The sequence below is a fragment of the Acidobacteriota bacterium genome, from assembly GCA_012729555.1.
In the GTDB taxonomy this organism is placed as follows: Bacteria; Acidobacteriota; UBA6911; order UBA6911; family UBA6911; genus UBA6911.
This window is the reverse complement of the sequence record JAAYCX010000058.1, coordinates 14,052-34,578: the sequence shown is the minus strand read 5'-3', so window position 1 is coordinate 34,578 and position 20,527 is coordinate 14,052. Positions and strand designations below refer to the sequence as shown.

The 20,527-nt window shown below is 67.1% G+C and carries 20 protein-coding genes; 7 read left to right on the top strand and 13 right to left on the bottom strand.

The genetic code is table 11. The annotated features are described in order from the left end of the window. The first annotated feature begins 37 nt into the window (after positions 1-37). The 7 genes from rimO to GXY47_11290 are packed head-to-tail and all read left to right on the top strand — an operon-like array spanning position 38 to position 4,658. Entirely contained in the window at positions 38-1,381 is a 1,344-nt protein-coding gene (gene rimO, locus GXY47_11320) for a 30S ribosomal protein S12 methylthiotransferase RimO (protein NLV31729.1), read from the top strand. A 12-nt stretch (positions 1,382-1,393) separates the two neighbouring features. After that, positions 1,394-1,582, top strand: coding sequence for a DNA gyrase inhibitor YacG (locus GXY47_11315; protein NLV31728.1), 189 nt, complete (start codon positions 1,394-1,396; stop codon positions 1,580-1,582). Next, positions 1,579-2,040, top strand: a complete 462-nt coding sequence (locus GXY47_11310) for a phosphatidylglycerophosphatase A (protein ID NLV31727.1) — start codon at positions 1,579-1,581, stop codon at positions 2,038-2,040. The genes GXY47_11315 and GXY47_11310 overlap by 4 nt, the downstream gene beginning before the upstream one ends. Before the next feature lie 17 nt (positions 2,041-2,057). Further along, a complete protein-coding gene (locus tag GXY47_11305; protein NLV31726.1) occupies positions 2,058-3,305 on the top strand; it encodes a competence/damage-inducible protein A in 1,248 nt (415 codons plus the stop codon). Positions 3,306-3,308: 3 nt separating this feature from the next. Then, a complete protein-coding gene (gene thpR, locus GXY47_11300) occupies positions 3,309-3,869 on the top strand; it encodes an RNA 2',3'-cyclic phosphodiesterase (GenBank protein ID NLV31725.1) in 561 nt (186 codons plus the stop codon). A gap of 2 nt (positions 3,870-3,871) precedes the next feature. Next, complete coding sequence (gene plsY / locus GXY47_11295; protein NLV31724.1) at positions 3,872-4,468, top strand: glycerol-3-phosphate 1-O-acyltransferase PlsY; 597 nt, start codon at positions 3,872-3,874, stop codon at positions 4,466-4,468. A 16-nt stretch (positions 4,469-4,484) separates the two neighbouring features. Further along, on the top strand, positions 4,485-4,658 hold the full coding sequence (locus GXY47_11290; GenBank protein NLV31723.1) for a Trm112 family protein: 174 nt from the start codon (positions 4,485-4,487) through the stop codon (positions 4,656-4,658). Here the strand turns inward: GXY47_11290 and rfaE1 are convergent. The 13 genes from rfaE1 to GXY47_11225 form a co-directional block, all read right to left on the bottom strand. Next, a complete protein-coding gene (rfaE1, locus tag GXY47_11285) occupies positions 4,621-5,661 on the bottom strand; it encodes a D-glycero-beta-D-manno-heptose-7-phosphate kinase (protein ID NLV31722.1) in 1,041 nt (346 codons plus the stop codon). The two genes, GXY47_11290 and rfaE1, sit on opposite strands and share 38 nt — an antisense overlap. Before the next feature lie 9 nt (positions 5,662-5,670). Then, positions 5,671-6,309 (bottom strand): hypothetical protein, encoded by a 639-nt coding sequence (locus GXY47_11280; protein NLV31721.1) that lies wholly within the window; start codon positions 6,307-6,309, stop codon positions 5,671-5,673. Then, positions 6,306-7,064 carry a hypothetical protein gene (locus GXY47_11275; GenBank protein ID NLV31720.1) on the bottom strand — a complete coding sequence of 253 codons (759 nt, stop codon included), beginning with the start codon at positions 7,062-7,064 and terminating at the stop codon, positions 6,306-6,308. Before GXY47_11275 ends, GXY47_11280 begins: the two co-directional genes overlap by 4 nt. Next, the gene (gene lpxD / locus GXY47_11270) at positions 7,061-8,095 is read right to left on the bottom strand and encodes a UDP-3-O-(3-hydroxymyristoyl)glucosamine N-acyltransferase (GenBank protein ID NLV31719.1); all 1,035 of its coding nucleotides are present in this window, start codon (positions 8,093-8,095) and stop codon (positions 7,061-7,063) included. Before lpxD ends, GXY47_11275 begins: the two co-directional genes overlap by 4 nt. A 56-nt stretch (positions 8,096-8,151) precedes the next feature. Then, complete coding sequence (locus tag GXY47_11265) at positions 8,152-9,957, bottom strand: radical SAM protein (GenBank protein ID NLV31718.1); 1,806 nt, start codon at positions 9,955-9,957, stop codon at positions 8,152-8,154. Between the two features lie 141 nt (positions 9,958-10,098). Beyond that, positions 10,099-10,659 carry an isoprenylcysteine carboxylmethyltransferase family protein gene (locus GXY47_11260; protein NLV31717.1) on the bottom strand — a complete coding sequence of 187 codons (561 nt, stop codon included), beginning with the start codon at positions 10,657-10,659 and terminating at the stop codon, positions 10,099-10,101. Between the two features lie 13 nt (positions 10,660-10,672). Further along, positions 10,673-12,694 (bottom strand): hypothetical protein, encoded by a 2,022-nt coding sequence (locus tag GXY47_11255; GenBank protein ID NLV31716.1) that lies wholly within the window; start codon positions 12,692-12,694, stop codon positions 10,673-10,675. Between the two features lie 9 nt (positions 12,695-12,703). After that, on the bottom strand, positions 12,704-13,927 hold the full coding sequence (gene lpxB, locus GXY47_11250) for a lipid-A-disaccharide synthase (GenBank protein NLV31715.1): 1,224 nt from the start codon (positions 13,925-13,927) through the stop codon (positions 12,704-12,706). Continuing rightward, entirely contained in the window at positions 13,858-14,982 is a 1,125-nt protein-coding gene (mnmA, locus tag GXY47_11245) for a tRNA 2-thiouridine(34) synthase MnmA (GenBank protein ID NLV31714.1), read from the bottom strand. The genes lpxB and mnmA overlap by 70 nt, the downstream gene beginning before the upstream one ends. Before the next feature lie 3 nt (positions 14,983-14,985). Next, the gene (locus GXY47_11240) at positions 14,986-15,846 is read right to left on the bottom strand and encodes a hypothetical protein (protein ID NLV31713.1); all 861 of its coding nucleotides are present in this window, start codon (positions 15,844-15,846) and stop codon (positions 14,986-14,988) included. 94 nt (positions 15,847-15,940) lie between these two features. Then, a complete protein-coding gene (locus GXY47_11235) occupies positions 15,941-16,558 on the bottom strand; it encodes an RNA polymerase sigma factor (GenBank protein NLV31712.1) in 618 nt (205 codons plus the stop codon). 258 nt (positions 16,559-16,816) lie between these two features. After that, positions 16,817-18,226 carry a sigma-54-dependent Fis family transcriptional regulator gene (locus tag GXY47_11230; GenBank protein NLV31711.1) on the bottom strand — a complete coding sequence of 470 codons (1,410 nt, stop codon included), beginning with the start codon at positions 18,224-18,226 and terminating at the stop codon, positions 16,817-16,819. Next, positions 18,223-20,397 (bottom strand): HAMP domain-containing protein, encoded by a 2,175-nt coding sequence (locus tag GXY47_11225; protein NLV31710.1) that lies wholly within the window; start codon positions 20,395-20,397, stop codon positions 18,223-18,225. Before GXY47_11225 ends, GXY47_11230 begins: the two co-directional genes overlap by 4 nt. Positions 20,398-20,527 lie beyond the last annotated feature (130 nt).

The following is a 20,527-nucleotide window of genomic DNA, read 5'->3' as shown; positions in this document are numbered from 1 at the left end:
CGCCGGGCTTACACTTTCACCTCCCGGAGATCGCGCATTGGCCAGAATCGGTTTCATCAGCCTGGGGTGTCCCAAAAACCTCGTCGACAGCGAGGTCATGATCGGTCTGCTCGAAAGAGAGGGGCACGCGATCACCCCGGATGCGGAGCGAGCCGAAATCCTCATCATCAACACCTGCAGCTTCATCGGGGACGCCAGGCGCGAATCGATCGACGCCGTCCTCGCCGCCGGCGAGCTGAAGAAATCGGGAAGCCTGCGGCGGCTGATCGTCACCGGGTGCCTCCCGGAACGGTACGCGCGCGAAATCCGGATGGAGTTGCCCGAAATCGACGCCATCCTGGGGGTCAACCAGATCCCCCTGATCGCGCGCGCGGTCAGGGGGGAGGCCCTCCCCCCCCCCGACTCTTTCGGCCGGCGCGACGCCGATCTCTACCTGTACGACCACACCACCCCCCGGACCCTGTCGGGCCCGCCCCACGCCGCCTACATGAAGGTGTCCGAGGGGTGCGACCACCGCTGCGCCTTCTGCGTCATCCCCAGGATACGCGGGCGCTTCCGGAGCCGCAGCCTGCCGTCGCTCGTAAGCGAAGCCGAACAGCTCGCCGCGCGCGGGGTGCGCGAGATCACGCTGGTTTCCCAGGACACCACCGCCTACGGCTCCGACCTGGGGATGAAGGACGGGCTGGCCCGGCTCCTGCGGGAGCTCGGCCGGGTCGAGGCCATCGGCTGGATCCGTTTCCTGTACATCCACCCCGACCGCGTCAGCCGGGAGTTGATCGAGGCCGTCAACTCCAGCCCCAGGATCTGCCGCTACATCGACATGCCCCTGCAGCACGCCAGCGGCGCGGTGCTGCGGGCGATGCGGCGCGCGGGGAACCGTTCGACCTTCACCCGCATCATCGAGCGCCTGCGCAAGGGGATTCCCGGGGTCACGCTGCGCACGACCCTGATCGTCGGTTTCCCGGGGGAGACGCGGGCCGATTTCCTCGAACTGAAGGAATTCTGCCGCGAAATGGAATTTGACCGCCTTGGAGTCTTCACATATTCGGATGAAGAGGATACGATAGCGTGCGGCCTCGGGCCGAAGGTCTCCCGGAGGACGGCCGAGCGGCGGCGCAGGATCCTCATGGAGCAGCAGGCCGAAATCTCCCGGCGCAAGAACCGGGAGCTGGTCGGCAGGCGGTTGGAGGTTCTGGTCGAAGGCCCGGCCGAGGAAAGCGACCTGCTCCTGGAGGGAAGGCTCCGGTCCCAGGCGCCCGGGATCGACGGCGTCTGCCTGATCAACGATTCCGAGGTCGGCGAGGTCCGCGCCGGCCAGTTCCGGACTCTCCGGATCACCCGTGCCCTGGAACACGACCTGCTGGGCACCATCGTCGCCTAGGTGAGGGACCGAATGATTGTCCGCTGTCCCCGCTGCGGGAAGGAAACGGAAATGACGGGAAACCCGCATCGGCCCTTTTGCGGCGAGCGCTGCAAACTGGTGGACCTGGGGAACTGGGTCACCGGGGCCTACCGGATCGCGGGGAAAGAGGACGAAGACGAGGACGGCCAACCACCGGCGCCTCCGGAAGAGCTGGAATGAAGAACCGCCTGGCGTTCATCATCGGAACCGTGTTTTACATCGGGCGGATTCCCGGGGCTCCGGGAACCTACGCCTCCATCGCCGCGAGCCTGGCCTTTTACCTGATCCACGCGCCTTCGCACTGGGTCCGGCCGGAACTTCACATCAGCGCCATCTGCCTCGTCACCTTCGCCGGCATCCTGGCCTCCGATGCGATCAGCCGGGCCACCGGCATCGAGGATCCCCAGTTCGTGGTGATCGACGAGGTTGCCGGGCAGTTGATCGCCTTCCTGTTCCTCCCCTTCGGCGTCGTCAACCTCATTCTCGGGACGCTCTTTTTCCGCCTCTTCGATATCTGGAAGCCTTTCCCGATCCGCAGGCTGGAATCGCTCGGGAGGGGGGTCGGGGTCATGGCCGACGATGTGCTGGCGGGCGTCTACGCCAACCTGCTCCTGCACGCCGTCAACAGGGTCCTATAGGAGACCGTACCGCCGCCATGAAAGCCGAAATCATCGCCGTCGGATCGGAGATGCTGACGCCGGACAGCATCGACACCAACTCTCTCTACCTGACCCGGCGGCTCGGCGAGGCGGGCTGCAGCGTCCACCTCAAGACCGTCGTCGGGGACGAACCCGGGGAGATCGTCGATGCGCTCCGTGCGGCGCTCGACCGCTCCGACCTCATCCTCGTCAGCGGCGGGCTGGGACCGACGGAGGACGACCGGACACGCGAGGCGGCGGCCCGCGTCCTCGGCCGCCCGATCCGGATCGACCCGCACCTGCTCGGCGCCCTGAAAGGGAAATTCGCCGCCCGCGGCCTGCGCATGAACAAAAACAACGAGCGTCAGGCGGAGGTGATCGAGGGGGCCGAAGTCCTCGACAATCCCTTCGGAACGGCGCCCGGGATGTGGCTGGAGGAACGGGGGCGCCTCCTGGCCCTCCTCCCCGGCCCCCCCCGCGAGCTCGAACCCATGTTCGAGGCGTCGGTAGCGCCGAGGATCGCGGGGCTGGGCGGGGGCGAGCGGCTCGCCTGCCGGTCGCTATACGTCACCGGGATCTCCGAATCAGAACTGGACGCCCGGATCGCCCCCCTGTACGCGGCGTATCCCCGGGTACAGACAACGGTCCTGGCCGGCACCCGGCATATCGCCGTCCGCCTCTACCGGTGGGTGCCGGCCGGGGAGGAGGGGGGGGATCTCGACGAACTGGCCGCCCGGATCCGGGCGGAATTGGGGGACGCCGTTTTCTCCACCGCGGGGGAAACGATGGAGGAGGTGATCGGACGCCTGCTCCGCGATTCGGACCGGACCCTGGCCGTGGCCGAATCGTGCACGGCCGGGATGCTGGGGATGCAGATCACGCGCGTCGCCGGGAGTTCGGCCTGGTTTCTGGGCGGCGTCCTCTGCTACAGCAACTCATCCAAACGGGATCTTTGCGCCGTACCGGAGGAGGTGCTCCGGCGCTACGGCGCCGTGAGCGCGGAAACCGCCGAGGCGCTGGCCCGGGGGGTGCGCCTGGCCTTCGGGAGCTCGATCGGGCTGTCGGTCACCGGGATCGCGGGACCGGGAGGCGGGTCGGAAGAAAAGCCGGTGGGGCTGGTCCATGTCGGATACTCCGACGGGGAGAGGACGGAGAGCCTGCGCCGGATCCTGCCCGGGGACCGGGAATCGATCCGGGAGCGTTCGGCCGCCCTCGCCCTCTCCTGGCTGCGCCGATTCCTGCTGCGCCCCGGGGAAGACGGCTGAACCATGCGCACCTTCATCGCCATCCCCCTTTCGGCCGAATGCCGGGACACCCTCGGCCGGATGCAGCGGACGCTCCGGGAGACCGGGGCCGACGTCCGATGGGTGGCCGTCCCCTCCATTCACCTCACCCTCAAGTTCCTGGGGGAGGCCGACAGCCTGACGATTCCGGCCCTCGCCCGGGAACTGCGGGCGGAGGCGGGGCCGGCTCCCTCTTTCCGTCTCCGGGTGCGGGGTCTGGGCGCGTTCCCCCACCCCGGCAGCCCGCGCGTCGTCTGGTGCGGTCTGGAGGGGGAGACCGGAGCGCTCGAACTTCTGCAGCGGCGCGTGGAGGCGGCCTCTGAGCGGTGCGGGTTCACGCCGGACAATCGGCCCTTCCGCCCCCACCTGACGCTGGGGCGGGTCAGGGGCAAAAGAAATTTGTCCCCCCTCGCCGACTGCATTAAGATGGGATCGGAGCTGGAGGCCCCCCTCCGCGTGGACCGGTTCCACATCTATGAGAGCACCCTGAAACCGCAGGGGGCGGTGTACACGGTACTCGAGACCATCCCTTTGACCGGGGCTTGAAAATGCGACCTGAATACTGGATCCCGCTCCTGGCCTACCTCCTCGGTTCCATCCCTTTCGGCTTCCTCCTGGTGCGCCTCGGCGAGGGGAAGGACATCCGCAGGTACGGAAGCGGCAACATCGGGGCGACCAACGTCTACAGGAGGAGCCGCGCGGCCGGCATCCTGACGCTGGCCCTGGACGCCGCCAAGGGAACCCTGGCGGTGCTGGCGGCCGGGTGGCTCGGGGGGGGCGTGGAGTGGCAGGCGGTTGCGGCGCTCTTCGCCATCACCGGACACGTCTTCACCCCCTGGCTTCGCTTCAAGGGGGGCAAGGGGGTCGCCACCGGGTGCGGCGCCTTTCTCGCGCTCTCCCCGCTGGCCGTGGCGACAACCCTCGTGGTGTTCGCGCTCGTTCTCGCCCTCTCCCGCTACATTTCAGCCGCGTCACTGGCGGCCGCGGCCACGTTCCCCCTCTTCGCCGGCTTCTACGGGGCGCCCGCCCAGGTGCTTCTCTGGGCTTCACTGGGGGCGGTGTTGATCATCGCCCGGCATCATGAAAACATACGGAGGCTCCGGGCGGGAACCGAGAACAGGTTCCGGCCCGGGTCGCGGTCCTGAGACCAAGGAGGGATTCATGCCGATCAGCAAGGAGTTACTGGACATCCTCGCCTGCCCGCTCTGCAGGAAGCCGGTCGAACCGACCCCGGACGGGACCGGCCTCAAGTGCGTCGAATGCCACCGCGTCTACCCGATCCGCGACGATATCCCGGTCATGCTGGTCGACGAGGCGAGGATCGAAAAGCCCTAGCGGCCGGTCGCATCGCCCGCAGGGCGGCGGTCAATTCCTCCGGGCCGGCCGACGCCGTCCCCAGCTTGCCGACCACGATCCCGGCCGCGATATTGGCCAGCACCGCCGACTCCAGGACCCCGAGTCCCGCCGTCAGACCCAATGCCAGGACCGCGATGACGGTATCCCCGGCCCCCGTCACGTCGAAAACCTCCCGGGCGACCGTGGGGATGCGGGTCACCCCCGATCCCTTGCAGAACAGGGCCATTCCCGCGTCCCCGCGGGTGACGAGGAGGTTTTCGAAGCCCGCCCGGCGCACGATCCTTTTCCCCGCCCGCACGAGTTCCCGGTCGCCCGTGACGGCTACCCCGGCGGCGCGCTCCAGTTCGGCCGTGTTCGGCGTGATCACCGTGGCGGGCCGGTAGATCGAAAAATCGTTCTGCTTGGGGTCCACGCACACGATCTTTCCCGCGTTCCCGGCAAACGGGATCGTGCGCTTCAGCAGCGCCGGCGTCAGCATCCCCTTGGCGTAGTCGGACACGACGACCGCATCCGCGGAGGGGACCAGGGTGCGGAATTTCCGGACCGCGTCCCGTTCCGCGGCCGGAGAAAGAGGGGAGCGGTCTTCCCGGTCGGTGCGGCACACCTGCTGATGGCCGGCCATGATGCGCGTCTTCACGGAGGTCGGGCGCGCGCGGTCGACAACCAGCCCGCCCAGCGGCGCCCTGATGGCGCGGAGCTCCTCCCGCAGCAGGGCCCCCTCGGCGTCCTTCCCCACGATCCCGACCGGGACCGCGGTCGCTCCCAGGGCGGCGATGTTGGCGGCCACGTTGGCCCCCCCGCCCAGGTAGGCTCTTTCCTCCCGGATCTCCACCACGGGGACGGGCGCCTCCGGGCTGATGCGCGAAACCGAACCGAAAACGAAGCGGTCCAGCATCAGGTCTCCCAGGATCAGGATGCGTTTCCCCCGGAAGAGCCCTACCGCACGGATCAGAATCTCAGGATCGCAGCCGGTGTGCTTCATACCCCCCCCTCATGGCGCCACGATGGAGCCGTCAGCCTCATCCCCGGGAAAGAACCTGGCGAGAAAATCGACATAGGCGGAATCCTCGCCGTACTCGGCCCCAAAGGCGTCGATGAGCGCCCGGACGAACGCGAGGCACTCGACGACGGCGCCGGGGGGGAAACCGGAATCCCGGAGCCCCGAAATCCCCTCTTCCTCCCGGGGACGGCGCATCGAATCGACCGCGGCCCGGATTTCGCGCCGCACCCCCTCTACGCGCGGGTCTTCAGCCGTCCGCTCGTACACGATCCCGGCGTCCCCGGCCCGGCAGCTTTCGAGCAGGAGGTCGACCGCATCCCGTGCGTGCCGGTCGGCCAGGTCGCGCTGCCGGATCCGCTGGCGCGCCAGGGTGTATTCGAGCCGCGCGATCGCTTCCGGATAACGTTCCAGGACCCGCTCGTGGATCTCCCGATCGCGCGCCGGCAGCCGGCCCAGCACCTTCCGGTAGGCTCGCGCGTCGCGCTCCCGCCCCGACTCGAGAAAGGGGCAGGAGTCCGGGCAGGGGATCTCCAGGACCCGCTTTTCACCGCAGCACCGGGGACAGATGGGCTCCCTCTCGGCGGGGCACTCCCGTTTCGCCTTCCTCTCCCCGCACAGGATGCATTTCATGCGCCCCCCTCCCGCCTCCGCCGGCGGCAAAACTCCCGGAGAAACCCCCGGGCGCTCCCGTAATCCGGATGCGCCCTCTCCGCCCTGCGGAATTCGGGAGGGTGGTGGCCGGCCGCCCCTCCCCCCTCGAAAACCGCGTGGAGCATCTCATGATACACGATAAATTCCAGCACGAAGCGGGGGACTTCGGGGGAATCGAGGACCGGGCTCACGGTGACCGTATGGTGCGCCGGGTCGTAATGCCCCAGCCGGGTGCGGCTCCGGCGCACCCCCCACCCGATCCGCGCGACCTGGACCTGGCCGTTGAAAAAACGGCGGTTGACCTCCGCGTAGACATCGGGCAGGCGGTGGTGGAAGCCCGCATGGGGGGCGAAACGCTTTTTCCCCTTCTCGATGCGGCGCAACCGGACCGATTCCACGACCGACTCCCGGCGGCGGAAGCCCTCGTACGCCTCCAGGACTTTCCGGGAGGCCTTCCGGCGCAGGATCTTGCATGCCAGGATCGTGACGACGGCCTCGAGCACCGCCGGCGGCGCCTGGCGGCAATGATCGCTGATGCGGATCTCCCAGTCCCCCGAACGGTTCCGGCGGATGGTATGCGTCAACCCGATGTAGGGATAAAAGCGGGCGTGCACCCGGGCGTTTCCGAGCGCGGGGATGCAGCTTGCGAGGACGACTCGGCAGAACCGTTCGAGATCCATCCCGTCCGTCCGGTCGCCGCTCCCCCCCCCCGGCGCGGGAACGGCGCCCGTCATGCCGTGCCCAGGAAGCCCCTGAGCCGCGCCACTTCCCTTTTCAAGGATTCCAGTTCGGCCTTCATTTCGGGCAGCTTCCCGAACAGGGCGTTCAGGCGCTTGTATTCCCCGAGCGGCCGGACCGGCACCCCCCAGTAGACCCCCCCGCTGCGCACGATTTTCCCGGGCAGGATTCCGGCCTTCGACCCGATCACGACTCCAGGTTCGACCCGGGCGTGGTCCCCGAAACCCACCTGCCCCCCGATCACGGCATGGTCTCCGATGACGGTGCTCCCGGAGATCCCGGTCTGCGCCGCGATCACCACGTGCCGCCCTATCTCCACGTTGTGCGCGATCTGGACCAGGTTGTCGATCTTCGATCCGGCGCCGACGCGTGTCGTCCCGAGAGACCCCCGGTCGATGGTGGTGTTGGCGCCGATTTCCACGTCATCCTCGAGGACCACCGACCCGACCTGCGGAAACTTCCAGTAAGCTTCGCCGTCACTCACGTAACCGAACCCGTCCGCACCGATGACGGCCCCGGCGTGCAGCACGACGCGGCTGCCGATCCGGACCCCCGGATAGAGCACGACGCCGGGATGGAGCACACATCCGGCGCCCAGGACGCACCCCCTCCCGACCAGGACCCCGGCGCCCAGGACGGTGCCGGGACCGATACGGGCGCCCGGCTCCACGACGGCGCAAGGCCCCACGTCCACCCGGGCGCCGAGTTCGGCGTCCGCGGCGATCTCGGCCGACGGGTGGCGCGTCCCCCGCCCCTCGGGCCTCGGGTGGAGCCACCCGGCGGCCCGGGCGAAATCAAGCTTGGGCCGGGGGGAGAAAATCACGTTGACGCCGGCGGGAGCGCAGTCGGGGGGGGCGATGACGCACCCGCACCCGGACGGGGGCCCGCTCCCCTTCGCCCCCTCCAGGAAAACCAGGGAGGAGGCGCCGGGGGACTCCCACCCCGACACCGAGGTTATCAGGAGCGCGCCCTCTCCCTGGAATTCGCGGCCGAGGCGCGCGGCAAGCTGCTGGATCGTGTAGCTCATCGATACCTTCCCGAAAAGGATGCCCGGCCGGGAACGCGGCCCTCCAGGAGTGGGCTTCAGGGCAGGATGAGGTCGTGCTCCGCCGTCTCCAGCTCGACCCTCTTCCCGTTGGCGTAGATATCGTGCCTTCCCCGCTGCCGGTTCCACTCGGCCAGGTCCGCCGTGCGGTGGGCGCTCTCGACGATCTGCCGCCACCCGATGCCGGTGTTGTAGGCGCAGAAGGAGATCTCTCCATCCTGGGTGCCGTAGGGGATGACGCACATTTCGGTGCGGCGGAAATCGTAGGTCCAGAGATCCTGGAACCACATTCCCTCCACGCAGAGCACGCGCCACTCGTCCCCGGCGGCGCGCCCTTTCAGGCGATCGCTCCGGTCGCCGTCCGAACGCTCCGAGCTCGGCCGGAACAGGCTGACTATCCGGGACAGGCTGAATCCCGCGGGCGCCAGGTCCGGCCTGCTGTTGCGCAGGACGGCCAGGGCGAGCTGCGCTTCGGTGAGCCGGCGCCCGCGCGCGGCATTGGTGATGACGCGCACGTCCCTGAGAAACCGTTCGTAGTCGAAGAACCGGAACACCGGCATCCATTCCTTCGTCCGGCGGTTGACCAGCAGCAGGGTGAAAACGCCGCAGTCCGGGTGGCAGTTGCAGGCGCTCCAGCCCCAGGGGGCGTCCGGTCCCTGAAGGATGTCCATGAGGGTCGTGAACGCGCTGTAGGTCGACAGCGGGAACCAGTCGCGCATCGGCTCCGGGCGGCCTCCGAGCTGCCGCCGGAGATCCTCCACGAGCTGGGTCAGGGTGTAGCGGCGGGCGGCGCGCGAAGCGTCGTCGATCGTCTCGTCCCGGCCGGTGAAGGAGACCGGCTGGAAGACCACGGTCTGCACCTTGTCGGAGTTGCTGATGGCGAAATCGACGATCGAACCGACGGCGTCCTGGTTCACGGTCTGGATCACCGTGGTGACCAGCGTCGTCTTCATCCCGACCCGCGCCATGTTCTCGATCGCCCGCGCCTTGACGTCGAAGAGGTTCCCAACGCCGCGGTGACGGTTCCGTTCGTTGCCGATGCCGTCGAACTGCAGGTAGGTGCCGTCGAGCCCGGCCTCCCGCGCCTGGCGGGTGAATTCGGCGCTCTGGGCGAAGCGGATGCCGTTGGTAGCCGCCAGGATGCGATAGAACCCGATCTTCCTGGCGTAGGCGACCGCCTCGAGGAAGTGGGGGGACAGGGTAGGTTCCCCCCCGGAAAAAAGGATGATGGTCTGCCGGCGCGGCTTGAAGGAAACGGCGCGGTCCAGGATCGCGCGGATCTCATCGAGCGGGGGCTCGTGAACGAACCCCACCTGGTTGGCGTTGGTGAAACAGGGATTGCACATCATGTTGCACCGGTTGGTCAGATCGACCGTCAGCACCGTGCCCCGCCCGAAGCGGATCGACGAGGATCCGTGGTGGTGGACGGGGTCCTCCCCGGGACCCTCGAAATCGCGGCCGAAGAAGAGCCCTTCGATCCTGCGGGTGAATTCCGGCCGGGTGGAGATCACGTCCTCGAAATCCCCGTGAACGGGACAGGACTTTCGGATCAGGATGCGGCCGTCCTCCTCGACCAGGCGGGCCTTGATTTCGCCGGGACGGTCCCGGAGGAGCGCCTCGAGCGGCATCTCGCCTTCGACCACCCTGCGCCTGATTTCGGGCACGCAGACGGGGCAGAGCGAATCGGTTTCCCTGGGAAAACCGAGCGGCGGGGCGGAACGCTCCCGGCTCTTCGGGATCCTGCCCGGCGCCCATTCCGGCTCCGGCAGCCGGCCCTCGGGGATCGTGCGGTTGACCGCCTGCAGCACCCTCCAGGCCGCATCGGCCGCGGACCTGAGGAGCACGCCCCCGGTCCGGCGGAGGAGGGAATCTTTCGGAGCAATGTCCGGCGGCGGGCCGTCCCCCCGCATCGGTGGCTTCGGTTCCATACAGCCGTAAAACTACCAGCATTTTCCGGCAGCGTCCATCCAATTATCGGACACGCCCTACAGGTACCGCTCGAGCAACAGCCTCCCGACGAGGATCGCCAGCACGAGGAGCAGGCTGGCGCTGTTACGGTGCTCGCGGTTCTGGACCACGCGGGACCAGAGGAAGGCGGAGCCGTCCCCACGCGACCCCGACCAGCGGGGGAAGAACAGGGGCACCCTGCGGGCGTACCCGAGGAACCGTTCCCCGTGCGCACGGTACAGGTCCCCTTCCTCGGCCCGCATGACGGGGAGGTAGAAAACCAGGAAGAAGGCGAGAAAGAGGGGGAGCAGCCAGTATCCCTGGCCGGCGAGGATGACGCCCAGGGCCATGACGAAGGAGCCCAGGTAGAGGGGGTTGCGGGAGAGGGCGTAAGGCCCCCCCTGGGCCAGGACCCGACCCTTTTCGATATACCCCGCGGCCCACAGCCGCCAGAGCCCCCCGGCGACCGCGATCGCGCCGCCGATCCAGAGCGACCGGACCGAGGGGTGCATGAAGACGAGGAACACCACCCCCAGGACCGTGCCGACGGGGACCCGGAACCTCTGGGCCGTTTTCTTCCAGCAGCGGGTTTCCTTCATGCCCGTGCCCCCGCTATGGCTCGGGCGCATCCATGACGGTGCGCTCGCGGGTGAAGGGGGTGGTCAGCCACCGGGCCGCTTCCATCTGCGCGCCGTCGGTGTCGTCGTTGGTGTTCAGGGCCTTGGTGTACTCGGCCATCGCCCTCTGCCGCTGCCCCAGGATATCGTAGATCTTTCCCAGATGGATGTAGCACCACACCTCGATCCACTTCGGGTCCAGGTCCCCGTTCAGCGCATCCCGGAAGGAATTGGCCGCCGACTGCAGGCTGAACTGTTCGTAAAAGACTTCGGCGAGCCGGAAGTGGGCCAGCGACCTCCGGGGGGACAGTTTGAGCGCGGCTTCATAAGCCCGGATCGATTCGACGAAATTCTGTGCCCGTTTCAGATCGTCGCCGAGCGATATCTGGACCGCCGTCTTCAATTCGGCGGAATCCCTCAGCAGTTTGTTGCGGGGATCCACCACCAGCCGGTCGGGCCGGGTGAAGACGTCGATGTCGAAGGGGGTCGAGGTCCCGGACAGGTCCACGGTCTGCACGGTCTCCCGGTCCCTGGTGATGACGGCGACCTCCACGGGCATCCGGAAGAGGTCGCGCTCCTGCCGAAGCGATCCCGTAATCCGGAAGCCGTCGACCGTCTTGAGCAGGACGTAGTCGGCCTCGAGCGTGGGGATGCCGACGGCATCGATCCACTGGGAGAAGAACCATCCGAGCTCCCCGCCGTGGATCTCCTCGGCGATTTTCCGGAACATCTCCCGCCCCCCCCCGCCGGCGGCGGTCCCGGCGCGGGCATATTCCCGCACCAGGCGGTCGAACTTCTCTTCCCCCGTGATCCCCCGAAGCATGTGGAGGATCCAGGCCCCTTTGCCGGCCACCACGGATTCGTACCGGTCGGACCGGTACCCCAGTTCGAACCCCGAGCGGACGGCCGCCTGCTTCTCGAACTTGAGCGCCAGCACGGCCAGCCGGTCGATCTCATCCTTGAAAACGGCGTCCCCGCCCACGCTCCCCAGGTACCGGGCCGCGGAGTAATACGCCATCCCGTCGGCAAGCCACAAATCCTCGACGCCCCGGACCCCGACCGTTTCCTGCCACCACTGGCCGGCGATGCGGCGGGCGAGTTCCCGCGGCTCGGGGGGGGATTGGGACAGTTCGCGCCGGCTGACGAAAAGGGTCCCGTACATTCCATGCTGCCCCCCCTGCGCCTCGTCCACCTCCACCAGGCGCAGGTGCCTTCCCGCCCCCGCGGGGCCGAACGCCGCCGCGTACCAGGAGAGAATCTTCCCCGCCTCTTCCGCCATCCGCTCCATGGCTTCGAGATTGTTTTCCCGCGCGAAACACTCGATCTCGAATTCCCCCGCCTGTACCGTCCGGAGGAAGTACTGACCCGCGATGAAGGACCCGGGCAGGATCGGGGCTTCCGATTTCCAGGCAAAGGTTTCGGCGGCTCCCCGGGTGACGACGGGGAGCCGCTCGCCGGGACCGATGACCGTCATCCCCAGGGGGACGGTCACCGACAGCGTCCCCGTGGCCCGGTCGGCCAGAAACCGGTTCAGGGGGAACCATTTCGCCGCGTACATCAGGGCGGTCCCTTCCATCCCGATGTAGGCCGACCCGAGGTCCCGGGAGAATATCCGGCTGTAGCGGTCGCTGTCGAAGCCCCCGTCGTATTCGATCCGGATCGTGCCCGTACTCCCCGCCTCGAGCCCCCGGGGGAAATGCACCGTCAGGGTTTCCGGGCCGGCCCGGTTCCGGTCGAATTCCAGTTCGACCCCGTCCTGGCCGAGCACCTTCGACACGAACAGGTTGTCGCTGAGTTCGAAGACCGCGTAGTCCGCCTGCTGGAGCGCCTGGAACGTAATCGCGGCGACGGCTTCCAGTTCATGCACATCCGGAAGGAGCGTCACCTCGATGTCGCAGTTCTTCACATCGATGCCCGGGGCTTTCCCGGGCGCCGCGGGCGCCTGCGCCGACAAGGACGGCGCCGTCAGGACGAGGCCCAGGACGATCCCGGCGGCCCATGAGTGTGTTCGATGCATAGCCCATCCTTATAGAAAGCCGTTTACGGCCGCGGCCGCTCTTTCCGAAGCCCGGTGCGCGCCCAGCATCTGCCTCACCCCGCGGAGCCGGTCGCGCATCGCGGCGCTCTCCGCGGGGCTTTCCAGGTATCGCAGCGCCACCCGCGCGAGCGCCTCCGGGCTGGCCTGGTCCTGGAACAGCTCCGGGACGATCCGTTCCCCGGCGATCAGGTTGACCAGCCCCTTCGTGCCGCCGCGGATCAGGAGCGATCCCGCCAGCCAGCTCAGCCGGGATATCTTGTACATGGTCAGGAAAGGGACCCCGGCCAGCGCGGCTTCCAGGGTGCTCGTCCCGCTCTTGACGAAGGCGAAATCGGCCCCTGCGATAATGTCGCGCGAACTGCGCGTGAGAATGTGAAAGTGGCTCCGGCCTTCCCTCCCCCCGAGGGTTTTTTCCACGATCCTTTCGATCTGCCCGGCATCGACGGTGGGCGCCGCGGAAACCAGGAACCGGACCGGCACCCTCTTCATCAGTTCGCATCCGGCCAGCAGGAGGGTGGGCAGGATATGGTCGACCTCCCGACGCCGGCTCCCGGGCAAAAGGGCCACGGTCCGGCGCTCCGGTTCGGGCGGCAGGGCCGGGAAGCGGTCCGGCCCCGGGGATACCTCGAGCAGCGGGTGGCCCACGAACTCCGCCTCGACGCCGCGCGCGCGGTAGTAGGCCTCCTCGAAGGGGAGGATCACCAGCATCCTGTCCACGCACTCCCGGATGGTCCGGATACGGCCTCCGCGCCACGCCCAGATCTGGGGGCTGATGTAGTAAACAACCGGAATCCCCAGCCGCTTCATCCTTTTCGCGAGCCTCAGGTTGAATTCCGGAAAATCCAGGAGCACCGCGACCCGGGGCGGCTCCGCGGCCGACGCCCTGAGGAGCAGTTTAAAGGTTCTGAAGTAGGTGCGCAACCCCGTGAGCGCTTCCCTGGGGCCGATGTGCCCCAGCTCGCGCACGTGGCACAGCAACTCCACACCGGCCGCCTGCATGGCGTCCCCGCCGGCCCCGTAAAACCGGAGGTTTCCGTTCCCGGGAAGCGCGCCGAGGCGCCGCACCAGTTCCGCCCCGTACCGGTCGGCCGAGGCTTCGCCCGCCACGACGAGCACCCTTGCGGATTTCCCCCCCGCCCCCTTCATCTCCCCTCCGCCGACGCGCCTGACGACTCCGGCGGGCGGGCACCGGTCGCGCTCTTTCGGATCCACCCCCCCCCGACGACGGCCCCGTCCCGGTAAAACACGCACGCCTGGCCCGGGGTGACCGCCGGCTGCGGCGAATCGAAAACCACCTCCACGCCGCCGTCTTCGAGCGGCGAGATGACGGCCGGCGCGGCCTCGTGCCTCGACCGTATCCTGGCCCTGACGGCGAGGGGCCCATCGAGCGAGGGGATGGCGATCCAGTTGGGCCGGACCACGCGGCAACGGCGCGAACCGAGCAGCGCCCGTTCCCCCACGACCACGGTATTGTCGCCGGTCCGCAGCTCGAGGACGTAGAGCGGCTCCCGGTGGGCGATGCCCAATCCCCGCCGCTGGCCGACCGTGTAGCGGTGGAGCCCCCTGTGCCGCCCCAGGACGCGGCCATCGACGTCCACGACGGGGCCGTCTCCGGGCGTCCCCGGTCCTCCCCCCGCGCCGCCCGGAGCGCCGTGAGCCTCCACGAAGGAGGCGTAGTCCCCGTCGGGGACGAAGCAGATCTCCTGGCTCTCCGGTTTTTCGGCGACCGGGATCTCCTGGGCGCGCGCGATCCGGCGCACCTCCTGCTTGTCCAGGTCGCCGAGCGGGAACAGGGCCCGGGCGAGCTGGTCCTGGGTGAGTTCGAATAGAAAATAGGACTGGTCCTTGTTCCGGTCCCGGGCCTCGGAGAGCACGAACCTCCCGCTCGAACTGTCGCGCCCGAGCCGCGCGTAATGCCCGGTGGCGATGCGCCCCGCCCCCACCTTCCCCGCAAGCAGGAGCAGCCGGTCGAATTTCATCAGGGAATTGCATCGGACGCAGGGGGAGGGGGTCAGGCCGCTGCGGTAAGCCTCGACGAAGGGGCGCACGATCTCCCGCTCGAACTCCTCCCTCAGGTCGGCCACGTGAAACGGTATCCCGAGCCGGGCGGCCACCGCGCGGGCGTCCCGCAGGTCCCCGGGGAGTCCCGTCTCCTGATCCCGGAACTTCAGGGAAAAACCGACCAGGTCATAGCCGGAGTTCTTCAGGATGACGGCGGCGACGGAACTGTCCACACCGCCGCTCATGGCAATGGCCACCCTTTCCATGGGTCATGCCCCCCGGGGCATCCACAAAACGCCGCTCCGGACAAAATGGATGTCCTTCAGATTCGGATGGAGCCGGTATTCGTCCAGGGCACGGGCCTTTTCCTCGTATTGCGCCCGCAGCGCGGCGATCTCGCGGCGCGCGTCCCGCTCCAGCCCCCGCAGCCGCTCCTCCTGCTCCGAACCGTCGGACGCGGCCGCCGGAAGGGGGGGGAGGTCCCCCCGCAGGAAGAGCCGGGCGATCCGTTCCGAAAACCGGGAGAAGAGGTCCCGGCTGCGCGACTGCAGCCGTGCCTCCTCGAGGTCCTCCGACCCGGACGGGAGCGCGCATTTTTCCCTCAGCTGCTCGAGCCTCCGGTTGTAGCGGTCGCGCAACCGGTCCAGTTCCCCCCGCATCGGCCCCTCGGCAAGCTCGAGGCAGCGGTCGACGAACTCCGGGAGGGCTTCGCCGGAGGCGGACCAGACGCCCAACTCGGAATTCCGGTAGATGCGCACCGCGAAGGCCCTGAGGAGGTACCGGACACACTGTGTCTCCATGAGAGCCAGAAACGGGGCGTCCACGAACGCCGGAAGCGGGCGCGGAAGGGCCCCCTCGGGAAGGGAGGTGCCGATCCTGGAAGGGTCGACATCGACGGCCATATCGTCGACCCAGGGCAGTTCGGCGGCACCGGTGGAAAGATCCACGGCTTTGGCCAGATCGATGCTGGCCCGGAAACCGGTCCGTACATCGCTGAAGTCGATCCGAACCTGCGCGAAGTAGCGGGGGACGTAGTCCCCGGCCCCGGAGGAGAGGTACAGGCAGTCGATATCGCCGCGGGATTCCGGCCGCCGCCCCGGTTCGTCATCGCCCCATTTCCCGCCGGTCATACGCCCCCGATCAGCTCCATGCAAAAACCAATTTTATCATGAAGATAAAACGATTCACAAATGCCGATCGCGGACCGCGGGGATCGCGCGGCAGCTAATTCAGGCTGGGCGCGGGAGTCCGTCCGCCCCCGCTCGTCAGGGAGCGGAAAATGTCCTTGAATTCCTGCCGGCCGTAAAAAAGGCGCGACTTGACGGTGCCGGCGGGACAGTCGAGGATTTCGGCGATCTCCTGGATGGTGCTCCCCTCCATGTCGTGCATGCGTACGACATCCCCCTGTTTCCCCGACATGCGCCGGAACGTCTCCCGGACCGCCGAGCGCAGCTCCGCGAGCGAAGTCGAGGCCAGCGGATCGGTGAAGGCCGTGGGCTGCGCCGGGAGGCGGCGCGCCAGGTCCTCGTCGAGGTCCACCTCCCGGTGGTTTTTCCCCTTGCGCAGCATTCCCAGGCAGACGTTGATCGTGATGCGGCTGATCCAGGTCGAGATTTTGGAGTCCCCGCGGAAACTGGAAATCCCCCGAAAAACATTGATCAGGGTCTCCTGCAGGGCGTCTTCGGCCGAAGCCTCTTCGCCCAGGATCCGGTAGGCCGTGTTGAAGATCCTCCGGTTGTAACGCGAGAAGAGCTCGCTGCAGGCGTCGGGGTCGTTGGATTTACAGCGGCGAAGCAGGGCCATGTTGGCTTCTTCGTTTCTCTGGATATCGATTGCCGGCATAACCTTCCTCCATTTCTCCGTCGGGTGCCCGGGGATGGATCGCCGGGCTCGCCCTTCTGGTGCAAATGGAGGGCCAGACTTCGTCTGAAACTCAATTCATTTATTTACAATACTTTATATAACAAGTGCTCAAACACCGATCCGGGCCGAAGTGTCCACATCCTGGACACCTTTCCGCTATCAACCCCCAAGTTCATTAAATACAGAGGATATGGGGTGTCTAATAATTGGACACTTATCGGAATGAAAATGGACAGATCACTTCATCCGCCGGAGCTTCTCCAGCAGGGACTGGCGGCTGATTCCCAGGGCGCGGGCCGTACGCGACCGGTTCTGGTCGTGGCGCGCCATGGTTTCGCGGATCATCGCTTCCTCCAGGTCCCTGACCGCCGATTTGAGATCTCCGCCCGCGGGCACGGGAGGAGTCTGGCGCCGGCGGATGTGGTCGCTCAACAGGTCCGGACCGATCGGCTTCAGCCCCTCGGCCAGCAGGACGAGCCGCTCCACCTCGTTCTGGAGTTCCCGCACGTTGCCGGGCCAGGAATAGGCCAGGAGCCGCTGCCGGGTCTCCTCCGTGAAGCGCCCGGCCGGACGGTTCAGCTTGAGCGAAAACTGCCGCAGGAAAAATTCGGCGATCGGGAGGATGTCCCCGGTGCGCTCCCGCAGGGGGGGGATGGTGACGGAGAAGACGTTGATCCGGAAGAAAAGATCCTGGCGAAAACGGCCGGACTCGACTTCGGCCTTCAGGTCCCTGTTGGTCGATGCGATCAGGCGGACATCCACCTTGCGGGGCTGGTGCGTGCCCACGGGCATGATCTCGTCCTCCTGGATGACGCGCAGCAGCTTCACCTGGAGTTCCGGCGGCGCCTCGCCGATCTCGTCGAGGAAAATGGTCCCCCCCTCGGCCATCTCGAAGTATCCCTTCCTGTCCTGGGTGGCCCCGGTGAAAGCCCCCTTCGCATGCCCGAAAAACTCGCTTTCCACCAGGTCCTTCGGAATGGCGCCGCAGTTGACCGGGATGAAGATCCGGTCCCTCCGGTGACTCTCGGCGTGGATGAAACGGGCGATCAGCTCCTTCCCCGTGCCGGTTTCCCCCTGGATGAGGACCGTTGTCTCCGTCCCGGTCACCCGGCGCAACAGGCCGAGGATGTGGTCCATTTCGGGACTGCCGTGGATGATGTCCCGGGGATAGGCCTGCGTTTCCATTTCGCGGCGCAGGAGGATGTTCTCGGTCCGGAGCCTTTCGTTGACCGACTGGAGTTCGGAGGCGAGGCGCTCGTTTTCCCTCACGAGTTCCATCTTCTCGAGCGCGTCCCGGACCGCCAGCCTCAGGCTGTCGGGCTCCCACGGCTTGGTGATGTACCTGTGGACCTTGCCGGTGTTGATGGCGGCGATGAGGTCGTCGACCTCCGTGAACCCCGTGAGCACGATGCGGACAATATCCGGCCGGTTCTTCTGGGACAGCTCCAGCAGTTCAATGCCCGTCATTCCGGGCATTTTCTGGTCGGTGATGATCGCGTCGACGGGCACCCGGCCGAGAATTTCCAGCGCCTCCTCGCCCGACCGCGCCCGGTGGACCCCGTACCGGCCCATGAAGGTCCGCTCGAGCTTCTGCAGGTTGGCCAGTTCGTCGTCCACGAGCAGAAGCTCGTATTTCTTCGGGGTCACCGGGACTTCTCCTGAATGACGGGGAGGCGCACCGTGAAGACGCTCCCCCCCCCGGGGGCGCCGCTCACCTCGATTTTGCCCTGGTGCTGCTCGATGATGCCGTAGCTGATGCTCAGGCCCAGCCCCGTCCCCTGGCCGACCGGCTTGGTGGTGAAGAACGGTTCGAAGATCCGCTTGAGATTCTCCGCGGGGATGCCGACCCCGTTGTCCTCGATTTCGATCTCCACCCCGTCCCCCTGCCGGCGGGTGCGGATCCAGACGTCCCCCTTCTCCCTGACGGCGGCAAAAGCGTTGGAGAGGAGGTTCATCATCACCTGGTTCAGCTTGCCCGCGTAGCCCTGGATCCTGGGGAGGTCGCCGTATTCCTTGTGGATCTCGATCCGGTTACGGTACTGGTTGCGCAGCAGGTTGAGCGACATCTCGATCGACGCGTGCAGGTCCACGTCCGAAACCGCGTCGGTATCCATGCGGGAGAAGGTGCGCAGGTCGGAAACGATCGTGTTGATCCTGTGCGCCCCCTCGGCAAAATTGCCGATCAGGATCTTGAGGTCCTCCTTGATGAAGGCGTAGTGGATCTCCTCCTTCCGGCGGGCGATTTCCTCCCGGTCCTCATCGGAAAGGCTGGGGAGACGGTCCAGCCCCTCGACCAGCGACTGGAGCTTTTCGGTGTACTCGCCCAGGAAACCGGTGTTGCCGTATATGAAGTTGAGCGGGTTTTTGATTTCGTGCGCGATCCCGGAGACCAGCTGTCCCAAGGACGCCATTTTCTCCGTCTGGACCAGCTGCTCCTGGGCGCTCTGGAGATCGAAATACGCCCTCTTCAGGGCTTCATGGGAATTCTCGAGCTCCAGCGTGCGCTCCCGCACCATCGCTTCCAGGTTCCGCGTCAACTCCTGAAGCTGCACCTCCCTGGCAAACAGGGCGTCCCCCATTTCGTTGAAGGTGGCCGCAAGGATCCCGAGTTCATCGGAGGAACGGAGCGGCACCCTCTGACGGAAGTTGCCCCGGGCCATCGTTCTCGCGGAACGGATCAGGGCCCTGAGGGAAAGCGTGATGCGCCGCGCGGTCATCCAGGTGAAGAAAACCACCGGCAAAGCCAGTGCCCCGGTGGTCAGCGCCAGCCAGAACCCCAGTTTCCGGAGCGGCCGGAGGATGTCGGTCTCATCCACCTCGACCCCCACATTCCAGCCGAAGGCGGTGTCGGAGACCGGCGCGATCCCGGCGAGCTTGCGCGCTCCGTCGGGCATCCGGTATCCGCTGCCGCGCTCCCGGTCGCGCACGGCATCGCCGAGGGCGAGGATCCCGAAGTCCTCCGTGAACCGCGCCCCGTAGGCATCGGCGGGGGACGCCGACCCGGGCCGGTTCTTCCGGTCCCGGTGGCCGATGACGGTATTGGCGTCCCCCGCGGTCAGGAAGCCGAACCCGGTCGGGAGCTCCATGCCGGCCAGATCCAGTTCCACGTTGTCGAGCACGTTCTGGAAGAGGGACCAGTTCACGATGTTGATCCAGACCCCCGTGATCTCCCGCGTCGCGGGATCGCGAAACGGCTCCGACAGCGCGATGTTGTACCGGTGGCTTCCGTCCTCGTCCTCGTAATCACAGAGGGCCCCCGCAATCGCCGACGCGTACCAGTCGGCATGGGAATGCTGCCCCTGGATCGAGGCGGCGAACAGCCTCCGCTCCTCGGGGAATTCCGAAATGTTCCTTCCAAGGACCCTCTCGAGCCTCGCCCGCGGGATGGGGGCCATGTTCCGGTCCGTGGTGTTCACCGCGACGACGGCACCCGTGGCGTCGACGACCAGGAGCGCATCGTAGCCTTCGTGGTTGAAGCAGTAGTTGTTCAGCAGCGGGATCATCCGGTCCCACCCGGGGGGACTCGCGCGGCGCAGAACCAGCGGAGCGGTGGTCGCCATGGAATGGAGCTCCTCCTTCTTCGCGCGCAGGAGCAGGTCCATCTTGTCGGCGGTGTCCTGGGCCATTTTTTCGAGCGAAAACCGGATGCGGTCCCGGATCTGATTTCCGCCGGCGACATAGGAGAAGATCGACAGGCCCGCCAGGGGGAGGAGCGCCAGCACCGTCACCAGCATCAGGAGCTTCTGCCTGACGCTGTGGAAAAAACGGATTTTCGGCTCTTCCGGTGCCGCGCTCGTTCCGGCGTATGCCTGTCGCACCTCTCCCCCCGGATGCACTGTCCAGACGGCCGCGCCGCGAGGATCCCTTGGCCGAGACCCCGGGCTGGAATGTCTACTTGTTGGACATGCCGATTGTCCATACTTTTAACAGAGATGTCAATCCCCCGTC

Excerpts from the sequence above, each read along its gene's own strand:
- GXY47_11275 (NLV31720.1), bottom strand. The coding sequence starts at position 7,064 with ATGACGGGCGCCGTTCCCGCGCCGGGGGGGGGGAGCGGCGACCGGACG.
- GXY47_11255 (NLV31716.1), bottom strand. The coding sequence starts at position 12,694 with ATGCATCGAACACACTCATGGGCCGCCGGGATCGTCCTGGGCCTCGTC.
- mnmA (NLV31714.1), bottom strand. The coding sequence starts at position 14,982 with ATGGAAAGGGTGGCCATTGCCATGAGCGGCGGTGTGGACAGTTCCGTC.
- GXY47_11315 (NLV31728.1), top strand. The coding sequence starts at position 1,394 with ATGATTGTCCGCTGTCCCCGCTGCGGGAAGGAAACGGAAATGACGGGA.
- GXY47_11305 (NLV31726.1), top strand. The coding sequence starts at position 2,058 with ATGAAAGCCGAAATCATCGCCGTCGGATCGGAGATGCTGACGCCGGAC.
- plsY (NLV31724.1), top strand. The coding sequence starts at position 3,872 with ATGCGACCTGAATACTGGATCCCGCTCCTGGCCTACCTCCTCGGTTCC.
- GXY47_11280 (NLV31721.1), bottom strand. The coding sequence starts at position 6,309 with ATGAAATGCATCCTGTGCGGGGAGAGGAAGGCGAAACGGGAGTGCCCC.
- thpR (NLV31725.1), top strand. The coding sequence starts at position 3,309 with ATGCGCACCTTCATCGCCATCCCCCTTTCGGCCGAATGCCGGGACACC.
- rfaE1 (NLV31722.1), bottom strand. The coding sequence starts at position 5,661 with ATGAAGCACACCGGCTGCGATCCTGAGATTCTGATCCGTGCGGTAGGG.
- GXY47_11240 (NLV31713.1), bottom strand. The coding sequence starts at position 15,846 with ATGACCGGCGGGAAATGGGGCGATGACGAACCGGGGCGGCGGCCGGAA.
- GXY47_11310 (NLV31727.1), top strand. The coding sequence starts at position 1,579 with ATGAAGAACCGCCTGGCGTTCATCATCGGAACCGTGTTTTACATCGGG.
- GXY47_11235 (NLV31712.1), bottom strand. The coding sequence starts at position 16,558 with ATGCCGGCAATCGATATCCAGAGAAACGAAGAAGCCAACATGGCCCTG.
- lpxD (NLV31719.1), bottom strand. The coding sequence starts at position 8,095 with ATGAGCTACACGATCCAGCAGCTTGCCGCGCGCCTCGGCCGCGAATTC.
- GXY47_11290 (NLV31723.1), top strand. The coding sequence starts at position 4,485 with ATGCCGATCAGCAAGGAGTTACTGGACATCCTCGCCTGCCCGCTCTGC.
- GXY47_11260 (NLV31717.1), bottom strand. The coding sequence starts at position 10,659 with ATGAAGGAAACCCGCTGCTGGAAGAAAACGGCCCAGAGGTTCCGGGTC.